The organism is Candidatus Omnitrophota bacterium (assembly GCA_034717435.1).
Taxonomy (GTDB): Bacteria; Omnitrophota; JAUWXU01; order JAUWXU01; family JAUWXU01; genus JAYELI01.
Genome location: JAYELI010000040.1, coordinates 1 through 9,819 on the forward strand (window position 1 = coordinate 1; position 9,819 = coordinate 9,819).

Here is a 9,819-nt window from a genome sequence, read left to right on the forward strand (position 1 = left end):
ACAGCGCCGGCTTCCCACTGCGGCACACTGTTCATCACGTCCTGAAAGCACAGCTTAGCCAGAGGGTCGAAATTGCTCTCCAGTATCCGGTGAATCCTGCCCGGTTTGCTGAAGAACTCCCGCATAGACCAGGCACCCAATCTTCCCAGATCCTCTATGGAAAGATGTTCGGTAGGTATTACCGGATGCAAGAAATCCCATTTTAAAATGTCAACATTTTCAGGGTTTACCCACCCCCGCTTTACTGCATCCGTCCATATCGGCGATCCCGGCGGGGGAGTAAGATACCCGATCCATAATATATCCGGGTCAACCTTATCGGCAAAGGCAAATCTGTCTTTAATAATCTGTTCTGTATCGTAGTCGAAGCCGATCATTATGTCGCCGACAATAGCAATATCGTTGCGGCGCAGGACTTCGATAGTCTTATAGATTTGCTCAACGGTTATACCCTTGGCCAATTTCCTTAACTCCTGGTCACTGGCTACTTCTATTCCGAACACACCCATAAACATCCCTGCCTTTTTCATTAAAGGAATGTCGTTCTCAGCCTTTACCCAGTCGCTGGCACAACCTAAACTTACCCACTTCATATTTAGATTTCGCTTTATCTTTTCTTCACAGAATTCCCTGGCTCTCTTTCCGTTAAGATTAAAATTATCTTCCTGGATAACTATAACTTGGACACCGAACTTTTTTTCAAGTAATTCTACCTCATCTACAACGCGCTTAGCTGACTTGGCCCGCCACCTTTTAAAGTGATGCAGGGCCCGGGGATCATGCTCGCTCCATTCATAGCAAAATGTACAGCCATGCGTGCAACCGCGCGAGGTCACAATTTCCATAAACGGCTTCCAATAAGTATGGCCGACATATTTTTCCATCGGAAATAAGTCATAGGCCGGAAGCGGCAAGATATCCAGATCAGGGATAAGTTCACGCACCGGGCCAAAGATTACATTTCCGTTTTCCCTGGAGGCAAGGCCGGCAACATCCTTGAAATTGGTCTTGCCTTTACTTAAAGTATCCATCAAATCAGTAAAGGTTATTTCCCCTTCACCCATTACTACAAAGTCAATAGCCGGATTCTGCCGAAGGCTTTCTTTGCTTAAATAAGAATACCACAGTCCCCCAACAACAATTTTTATGCCGGGAAGCGCTTTCTTTATTTTTTTAGCCGCTTCATTAAAATACCACTGTACGGCAAACCCGCCGTAGGAATGAAGCATATCTCCCAAAACAACAACGTCGGGATTTTTCCCCTTAATGATTTCCACCATTTTATCCATCGGGATCCCTAACGCTTTGCAATCCAAGACTTCAGGCTTGACAGCTCCCTTTTCGCGGGCATATGCTGCCCAGTGAGCGTGCATTTGATTAGCTGCCACATGATGGCCGTGCGTTGCCCATGAACCTAACTGGGGCGTGACAAATAAGACTTTCATTTATTACCTCCCTTTTTCTGTTTTCTGTCCTCTGTGTTCACCGGGGGTGTTTCTGCGTAAAAGGAATAACCGGTTTTGCCCAGGGGGTTTGTTGATTTATAACCGCCAGTTCCAGCGGACAGACGTTTTGAGGAACCCTTAAGGCAAACATTACCGCTTCCTCTATCGACTCTGTAGAAATTAAGCGCCCTTTTTGCTTCTCGGTTATTTCCGCCAGTTTTCCGGTTAAATCAGTATCAGTAACCCCGGGCATAATCGCGGTAACCTTAATGCCCTTATCGCGCATCTCCCAGAATAAACCCTTAGAAAAAGCGCGCAATCCGACTTTCAACGAACTATATACCAGAAAATTGCGCGGCACAGGCTCAACTAAAACTGAGCCGGAAACCATATTAATAATTGAACCGGATTTATTTTCGATCATGTGGGGAATTACCAGGCGGGTAAGTCTTACATACCCCAAATAATTGGTATGGGCCAGGCGCTCTAAATCGTCTAAGGGCTGTTGATCAAAAGAATGCTGACTGGAAACGCCGGCGTTATTAATTAAAATATCAATCTTTCCTAATTTTTCTAAAGAAACTTTAACCAGATTTTCCAGGTCAGCCAAACGGGAAACATCACAAGGAACACCGAAGACCTTGGTATTATTTTCTTTTTCTATTTCCTTTGTTGTTTCATCCAGCGTAGACTGTGTGCGCGCCGCTAAAACCAGGTTAACGCCGCTTTGAGCAAGCCTTCGGGCAATAGATTTTCCAATACCCTTGCTTGCGCCGGTAATGACAGCATTTTTACCCTTTAGGTCCTTCATACTTAAGCCTCCTTGATAACCAGTTTTTTTCTGAAAATAATCAGCAAAAACAAACAAAAAGCAAAAATTGCAAATTCCAAATTAAAACTCCTGCGGACTAAAATCCCGCCAACGACCATACCCAGACCTCCGGATAAGAATCTTACCGAACTATTCAAACCGGCTGATTCATAAAGATGCCTGTGGGGCAGATCAGTCAAAATAGTAGAAATTCCCGAATGATTGAATGTCCAGCCCAACCCCCAGATAAACATAACCGTAAAAAGGGCGAACAGGGCATTTTTAAATAAAAGAATAAGAAGAACAAAAAGCATCAAGGCCATTCCTGCATTAACAACCCTTATCCTGCCAATGCCGGCCCGGTCAGACAGAATTCCTCCTAACGACTCGCCGAATATCCCGCCTAAGGTTACTGTGGTTAAAAGCATGCTGACCCAAAATTGTTCAAAGCCGTAAACCTTAGAAAAATAAACCCCCAGCCACTGCCTTACTCCGTGATAGAGAAAACTCATTAAAAATATATAAACGAATAACCGAAAAACCTTTTTCTCGGAAAGAACCTGAAAATAATTGAATTTCACCTTCTCTTCTACGGGAAGAAAATTGGGGAAATAAAAACAAACGCTTGCGCAAACCAATGCCGCGCCGATTGCCGGTATTAAAAAAATCCAGCGCCAGAAGAGCAATCCGCTCAAAAATAGTCCCAAAAGCGTAGCAACAAAAGTGATGCTAAAAAACCATCCTACTCTCTTGCCTCTTTCCTGCGGAAGAGAGGTTTTAGCAATTAAGATCAGGCTCAAAGGCACAATTGCCGCCCCGGACATACCGGCTAACACCCTGGCAGCAAAAAGAAGATACAAATTTGAAGCCAGCCCCGAAAAAAGATTAGCCAGGCAAAGAACAGCCAGAGAAAAAGAAAGTATCTTTTTGCAATCTAAGCTTCTGGATAACGGCGCATAAAACAAAGCCATCAGGCCATAAGGCAGCATATAGAGCCAGACGATCTTTCCAACAAAAAACTCATTTACCCCAAACGCGGCGGCAATCGAGGGAATTAATGCCGAACAGGCTATCACATTAAAAGAAAGAACAAATCCGGCTGAAGCTATAAGAAAAAAAACTGACTTTTTTATTTTTTTGCCTCGTTTTCAATAATCCGCTTGAATATATTTAAATTCTCCCGGGAATGTTTATTGATCATTTCCTCAACCTGGCTGTCGTTAAACTTGGCCTTTTCGTCCATCTCGAAATCCTGTATCCAGGTCATTAAAACACCCTCGGATTTAAGGGTATAAAGCCAAATAATTTTCATATATTTAAACGGGAATTCCGGCGGCAGTTTCTGGGCGTAAGCAAAATAATGCTCCTTAAAAAGCAGTCGAAATGACTGCCAAGAGCGATTTTCATTATCGGTTAAGCAAAAGGTAAGCTTATTCCCTTCGCGCTTTAAAATCTTTGCCTCTTTGTATTCTTCGCCAAACAATTCTGTCCAGCGTTCGATATCATTAGAAATGTCAAATACTTTATCATAAGGCGCGTTGATTAAAATGGAATTATTTGTATGCCCCATAGCTCTTCCCCCTTTCTTATTCTTCCAATATAGCTACTACCCGGCTAAAACTCGCCCCCGCATCCCTTATCTTCACCGGAAAACAGGCAATCTTGAATCCAAAGGCCTGAGGCAGCTTATCTAAGTTTGCCAAACGTTCAATATGCGCATATTCTTTTTTCCGGCCGTAAAAATGAGCCGGCCAGAGAACTTCCTTTTCTTTTTTTGACAAAAAGTCCTTGAGCATTGCCGGGTAAGGCCGGTCAAAACCCAACGCATCGATCCCGATCACCTTCACGCCCTGAGCCAAAATATACTCTATTGCCCCTGCGCTCACCCCGGGAAATTTAATCATATAATCCTTACTGCCAAAATATTTATCAGCGCCGGTATGTAAAAAAACAATATCTTTGGGTTTTAATTTGTAATTAACTTTATTTAACGCGGATTTTATATCTTCAACGCTAATTGCTTCCTCCGGCTTTTTATGAGTTAAACCCAGCACAACCCCGTTCCCATAAAACCATTCCAGGGGCAAATCATCAATCTTTTTAGAATCTTTACCTTCGCATCTTGTGCCAAAGTGATATGGCGCATCCACATGCGTGCCGGTATGCACACTGCAGTAAACCATTTCTAAAGAAAGAAATTCTTTGTCGGGTAAATCATCGGGCCTGATTATTCTTTTTCCCAGCAAATATGAAATAAGTCCTTTGATGCTTTTGCGCATCATCAGCCAGTTCAAATGCTCAATGCCCTTTCTATGCCCAAGCCTTTCTATCCGGATAGGATGGGCCTCGGGGTTTTTGTCGTCAATAGGCAGACTTAAATCAATTAATCTCATTTAAAACGCCTTCCTTTTGCTTCCGATTACTTTAATTATGTCATCCGGTGAACTGGTTTTGCCAATTTCTTTACCCTCAATTTTTATGCCGAATTTTTTCTCTAGGGCAATTCTTAAATCCACCATCTCTGTTGAATCTACGCCTAAAGAATCATATAAATTTTTATCCAATTTTACTTCTTCCGGCTTTACGCTTAAAGTCTGAATAATAACCTCTTTCACATCCTCTTCAACTGCCATATTAACCCTCCTTTTTCTCTCTACTTTCTACTCTCTACTCTCTACTTTTTCTAAAGCCATCACCGCGTTAATCCCTCCCCGGCCGCGGGATATAACCAGGGCGCGCTTGACTTCTTTATGTTCAGATTTATTAGGCACATAATCCAGATCACAGGCTGGGTCGGGATTGCGGTAATTTATCGTCGGAGGAACTGTGTGATACATCATACTCAAAACCGTAGTAATGACATCCACGCTTCCCTGAGCGCCAAGCATATTGCCAAACATTGATTTCGGCGCGCTTACCGGAATATGCTTTGCCCTTTTACCAAAAACCTTTTTTATCGCTTTGGTCTCGCTGATATCTCCCCAGATAGTCGCTGCTCCGTCAGCACAGATATAATCAACGCTGCTTTTATCAAACCCTGCCTGCTTAAGCGTCTCCTCTAAAGCCTTGGCCAGATATAATCCTTCCGGGTCCGGCTTAATACGGTCGTAAGCATCACAATTAGTATAAAATCCGCAAACCTTAGCATAACGCGGGGCCTGTCTTTTTTCAGCATCATCCGATCTTTCTAAAGTTAAAATACCCGAGCCTTCAGCAATAACAAATCCATCACGCTCTTTGTCAAAAGGTGAATATGCGCCCGGCCCTCCGTTCTTTTTAGAGAGAAAACCGTAAGTACTACAGCATAAAAGCGCGTATGGCGTAACCGGGGCTTCCATTCCTCCAACCAGGACCAAATCCAGTTTTTTTCTTTTTAAGGTTTTAGCAGCATAATTAATGGCCATTAAAGAACCGGCGCGGTCAGCAATCAATGTCTTGGAATATCCTTTAATCCCATAGTGTATAGAGATCTGTCCCTGGGGGGCAGCGGGAAACCAGGCCGAAGCCATAAACGGGCTGACACCTTTCCAGCCTTCCAGATAAAGATCTCTCAGTTCTGTTTCCGCAAAAAGCCAGCCGCCGATAGCGTTACCCATAAAGATACCGGTACGCTTGAGGTCAAAGTTTTCTAAATTAATATCCGCGTCCTTTAAAGCCAGCTCGGAAGCTATCAAAGCTAAATGGGAAAAAAGATCGATCTTCTTCAGCATCCGGGGAGAAAAGCTATTACTGTAAGGCTCGATCTCCTTAATCTGTCCGGCAACTCGCGAAGGATAAAGGGAAGAATCAAACCGCGTAATCGGGCTGACGAAAGATCTCCCTTCCCGGATATGACGCCAGAAATTTGCCTTGCCGATCCCGGCCGGAGAAACTATGCCCATTCCGGTAATCACGATATCCCCCATTACCTTTCCTCCCAGCGTTTCAGCACCATAGATGAATGTATTCCGGAAAACCCGGAGCTTGTTTTTAAAATATATTCCACCTTTTTTTCCCTTCCCTTATTGGGAATATAATCCAAATCACATTCAGGATCAGGAACCTCCTGATTAATTGTAGGCGGCAAAAAATTATTTTTAAAAATCAAACCACAGGCAACCAGTTCTACCGCATTAGTCGCCGCCAAGGGATGACCAAACATTGATTTTAAGGAACTGGCGGGAACTTTATAGGCATAATCCCCAAAAACCCGTTTGTAAGCACCGGTTTCAAAGACATCGTTTTGCCGCGTAGATGAACCGTGGGCATTGATATACTCTATTCTTTCCGGCAAAATCGCGGCATCTTCTAATGCCAGTTTTATACAATCCGCCATTGCTTCTCCCTCAGCCGGCAGATCAGTCATGTGAAAGGCATTGTTGCAGGTCCCGTAACCGATAATTTCTGCGTAAATCTTGGCATTGCGCCTTAATGCGTGTTCTAACTCTTCCAATATTAAAATGCCGCAGCCCTCGCTAAGCACAAAACCATTGCGATTAGCGTCAAACGGACGCGAGGCCTTTTGAGGTTCATCATTGCAGCCGGAAAGCACGTTAACTACATCAAAGGCGCCGAAAGTAATCGGCGTAAGCGGGGCCTCTGAGGCACCGGTAATAATTACATCCTGCTCACCGTCTTGAATCATCTCGTAAGAAAGGCCTACGGAATCTGTGCCGGCAGTACAGCCGGTAGAAACAGTAGTGCAAATGCCGTTCAATTTATAAAAGCCGGAAATCTCGCTGGAGGGGGTATTAAACATCGAAGCATCATAAAGATCCGGCCGCACCAGCCGGGGGTTAATAGGATCTTTTCCGTTGTTGGTTACACGCAAAAATTCCTCTTCCATATACTTGGTACCGCAGATAGCATTGGCCAGAATTACGCCCATACGGTCTTTCGGACGGCTAAAATCCAGTTGAGAATCCTCAATAGCCATCTTGGCGCCGGCCAAAGCGAACTGCACATAGCGGTCCATCCTGTCAGCCGTCTTTTGGCTCAGACCAAATGCAGCAGGGTCAAAATCTTCAACCTGAGCAGCAATCCGAGATGTAAACTGGGAAACATCAAAATTAGTTACTTCCTTTACCGCCGGAATCCCTTCAGAGATATTTCGCCAGAATGTTTCTAAGCCAATCCCGCTGGGCGCAATAACTCCTAAACCGGTTATGACAACTCTCTTCTTTTCCATCTTAAAACCACCTTGTTGAGCTGTGAGCTGTGAGCTGTGGGCTGTGAGCTGTGAGCTATGAGCTGTGGGCTGTGGCTTTGGGTTGTGCGCTAAAGCTCATAGCTCATAGCTCATAGCTCATAGCCCAAAGCCCACATTACCTATCCTTTCCTCGTTATCTTGAAGACGATATTCCCTCCGTCGGGACAAGTCACTGTATCAATCGAATTCGGGTTATCCATAAAGAAAAATTTTGCCCCGAAATTAAGGGCGAAAAGCGCAGGAAACATTAAGTGATAAGCTGCCCCGCAAAAGTCAGGCTTACATTTTAGTCCCTCAAATTCAAATTTATCTCCCAATTTATAACCATAGGCGCATTTGCCTTTGGCCTTAACCACTTCAACAAGCATCTTTTTTGGCTGAGGTCCTTTATAATCGGGGTCTTTAGGGATCTTTTCAACCTTTCTTTCTTTATCCAACACCTCTGCCTTAAATTCCAATTTTCCTCCGTCAGGACAGGTGGTAAGAATAGAGCGCTGATTTTCCATAAATGGGAAACGCGCGCCAAAACTTAAAGAATATATAGTAGGAAAAAGCGCATGAGCCAGCCCTAAGCAAAAATGCTTGGGCGGATGGGTAAAATCATCTAAGATAATTTCATCACCAATTTTGTATCCGTGATAGCAAACACCTTCTACCTTGGTAACAGTGAGTTTTAACTTGGGAAACGGCGTCTTTATCATAATCAACTAAGATTATAAACAAAACATTCGCGTCTACAATAAGCTTTTTGTTTCGTTTATCAATTCTTCCTCGCTAAGAAACTCCCCACTTTTTTCTACATTATGGACCAGTTGGACAAGTCTTTCATTAAGCAGGGCTTTTTGGCCCATTGATTCAGCAAGATTAACAAATTCTCCATTAATATAATCTATTTCTGAAAGCCGGTTTCTTTTAATACTTTGCAGTATCGAACCGTAAAGCGGTTTTTTGCTTAGATTAATCATTATATTGGAAAAAATCCCGGCCGCTTCCTCTGGCGGCAAAGAAATGAGTCCGGTAATCCGTTCTAATGGAAAATTGGGCAAAGCAGTCAATTTAATCCGGGCCTGATTTACCAAGCTCCAGCCTTCCCGCCAAATACCTAAGCTGATTTTACAAACAGAAATATTTTTGAATGTTTCCTGCATGCTTTTTCCTAAAATCGCAGGCAGACAGTTATTGGCATTCAAAAATAATTTCACCCACTTCATTGCTATTATGTCGTCGCTTAAAGGAGAAGAAAATACTTTAGAGGTAACCTTTTTAATCTTTTCTAACGCCCCATTTGCGGTTGGGGTTAACCGGCCTAAAATCCAATCGCCTTCAAAATTATGCACAATTTTACCCGGTCCCAGATAAGTTGCCCCGAACATCACTATGCTGGCGAACAAGTTATCCCTGCCGAGTTTGTTAGCAATGACCTCTTCAGCCCTGATCCCGTTCTGAACAGACAAGATGTTTGCATTTTTCAAATATGCGTAATTTTCCATAACAGTCTTTTCTAAATCCTGGGTCTTGGCAGCTAAGATAGCCAAATCAATGTTTTCATCGAGTTTTTCTTTAACCGGCAGCCTGACCGATAAACTGCCCCGGACACCTTCTATTCTTAAACCATCTTGGGAAATGACCGAAATCTGCCCTGGCCGGGCTATTAAAACCACCTGTTCATTTTTATCAGCAAGGTAACCCGCCGCCAAACTTCCAATCGCCCCTGCCCCGATAACCGCAATTTTCATCTCTATCTCTGTTAAATAATTCTTTAACGCAGATATTCGCAGATTAAACGCAGATGGTCGCAGATGATTTTAGGATTTATCTGCGTAAATCTGCGTTAGATTTGCGAGAATCTGCGTTTAATTAATCCAGTCCTGCCCCTTTTAAAAGCCCGTTTAAGTAACTGCGAAATACTTCCGGGACTTCCGACAGAAAGGCCTCAGCCAAATCCTGCTTTTGAACCTTATCGCTTTTTCTTCCGACAGCCAGTTCTTCGGCCCTTTTGATCACTACTTTTTCAGCAATATGCCGGTGGAAAAAAGGCAATTTAGAAACCAATAATTTAAATTTTTCTTCAACTTCTTGTTCCCAAAGCATTTAAGAACCTCTCTTTATTCTGATCACCCAACTCTAAAATATAGTAAAATTTTACTATTTAAACTTAATATAGTATATAAGAGTTTCGATATTTGTCAAGATATTTTTGGGAGATATTATTTAAAAATTAAAAGTGCACAGTTTTTAGACGATTTATGTTTTAAAAGTGCACACCTTAACCGAAATTAAAAATAATAACGCTAAAAAGGTCATTCTGAGGCCGAAGGCCGAAGAATCTCAGAAAACACGGTTTTATGGGAGATCCTTCGGTCGCCCTTCGGGAA

The 9,819-nt window shown here is 43.1% G+C and carries 11 protein-coding genes; all 11 read right to left on the reverse strand.

All coding sequences use genetic code 11. The features are described 5' to 3' along the window. Positions 1-1,445 (reverse strand): radical SAM protein (locus U9Q08_03095; protein MEA3328702.1); only part of this gene is annotated, 1,445 nt, incomplete at its 3' end. Positions 1,446-1,482: 37 nt separating this feature from the next. Further along, a complete protein-coding gene (locus U9Q08_03100) occupies positions 1,483-2,256 on the reverse strand; it encodes an SDR family oxidoreductase (protein ID MEA3328703.1) in 774 nt (257 codons plus the stop codon). A 2-nt stretch (positions 2,257-2,258) separates the two neighbouring features. Continuing rightward, positions 2,259-3,389 carry an MFS transporter gene (locus U9Q08_03105; protein ID MEA3328704.1) on the reverse strand — a complete coding sequence of 377 codons (1,131 nt, stop codon included), beginning with the start codon at positions 3,387-3,389 and terminating at the stop codon, positions 2,259-2,261. Next, a complete protein-coding gene (locus tag U9Q08_03110) occupies positions 3,386-3,826 on the reverse strand; it encodes an SRPBCC family protein (protein ID MEA3328705.1) in 441 nt (146 codons plus the stop codon). Before U9Q08_03110 ends, U9Q08_03105 begins: the two co-directional genes overlap by 4 nt. 16 nt (positions 3,827-3,842) lie before the next feature. Then, the gene (locus tag U9Q08_03115) at positions 3,843-4,649 is read right to left on the reverse strand and encodes a cyclase family protein (GenBank protein ID MEA3328706.1); all 807 of its coding nucleotides are present in this window, start codon (positions 4,647-4,649) and stop codon (positions 3,843-3,845) included. Beyond that, a complete protein-coding gene (locus U9Q08_03120; protein ID MEA3328707.1) occupies positions 4,650-4,889 on the reverse strand; it encodes an acyl carrier protein in 240 nt (79 codons plus the stop codon). Between the two features lie 27 nt (positions 4,890-4,916). Further along, positions 4,917-6,161: a beta-ketoacyl-[acyl-carrier-protein] synthase family protein gene (locus U9Q08_03125; protein MEA3328708.1), complete on the reverse strand. Its 1,245-nt coding sequence runs from the start codon at positions 6,159-6,161 to the stop codon at positions 4,917-4,919. Then, entirely contained in the window at positions 6,161-7,423 is a 1,263-nt protein-coding gene (locus tag U9Q08_03130) for a beta-ketoacyl-[acyl-carrier-protein] synthase family protein (protein MEA3328709.1), read from the reverse strand. The genes U9Q08_03125 and U9Q08_03130 overlap by 1 nt, the downstream gene beginning before the upstream one ends. Before the next feature lie 140 nt (positions 7,424-7,563). Then, the gene (locus tag U9Q08_03135) at positions 7,564-8,145 is read right to left on the reverse strand and encodes a TIGR04076 family protein (GenBank protein MEA3328710.1); all 582 of its coding nucleotides are present in this window, start codon (positions 8,143-8,145) and stop codon (positions 7,564-7,566) included. A 33-nt stretch (positions 8,146-8,178) separates the two neighbouring features. After that, on the reverse strand, positions 8,179-9,180 hold the full coding sequence (locus tag U9Q08_03140) for a 2-dehydropantoate 2-reductase (GenBank protein MEA3328711.1): 1,002 nt from the start codon (positions 9,178-9,180) through the stop codon (positions 8,179-8,181). Positions 9,181-9,301: 121 nt separating this feature from the next. Beyond that, positions 9,302-9,535, reverse strand: a complete 234-nt coding sequence (locus U9Q08_03145; protein MEA3328712.1) for a hypothetical protein — start codon at positions 9,533-9,535, stop codon at positions 9,302-9,304. Positions 9,536-9,819: the final 284 nt, after the last annotated feature.

What these genes read in the sequence shown, in the direction of transcription:
- U9Q08_03100 (MEA3328703.1), bottom strand. Translation starts at nt 2,256, where the DNA reads ATGAAGGACCTAAAGGGTAAAAATGCTGTCATTACCGGCGCAAGCAAG.
- U9Q08_03110 (MEA3328705.1), bottom strand. Translation starts at nt 3,826, where the DNA reads ATGGGGCATACAAATAATTCCATTTTAATCAACGCGCCTTATGATAAA.
- U9Q08_03115 (MEA3328706.1), bottom strand. Translation starts at nt 4,649, where the DNA reads ATGAGATTAATTGATTTAAGTCTGCCTATTGACGACAAAAACCCCGAG.
- U9Q08_03120 (MEA3328707.1), bottom strand. Translation starts at nt 4,889, where the DNA reads ATGGCAGTTGAAGAGGATGTGAAAGAGGTTATTATTCAGACTTTAAGC.
- U9Q08_03125 (MEA3328708.1), bottom strand. Translation starts at nt 6,161, where the DNA reads ATGGGGGATATCGTGATTACCGGAATGGGCATAGTTTCTCCGGCCGGG.
- U9Q08_03130 (MEA3328709.1), bottom strand. Translation starts at nt 7,423, where the DNA reads ATGGAAAAGAAGAGAGTTGTCATAACCGGTTTAGGAGTTATTGCGCCC.
- U9Q08_03135 (MEA3328710.1), bottom strand. Translation starts at nt 8,145, where the DNA reads ATGATAAAGACGCCGTTTCCCAAGTTAAAACTCACTGTTACCAAGGTA.
- U9Q08_03140 (MEA3328711.1), bottom strand. Translation starts at nt 9,180, where the DNA reads ATGAAAATTGCGGTTATCGGGGCAGGGGCGATTGGAAGTTTGGCGGCG.
- U9Q08_03145 (MEA3328712.1), bottom strand. Translation starts at nt 9,535, where the DNA reads ATGCTTTGGGAACAAGAAGTTGAAGAAAAATTTAAATTATTGGTTTCT.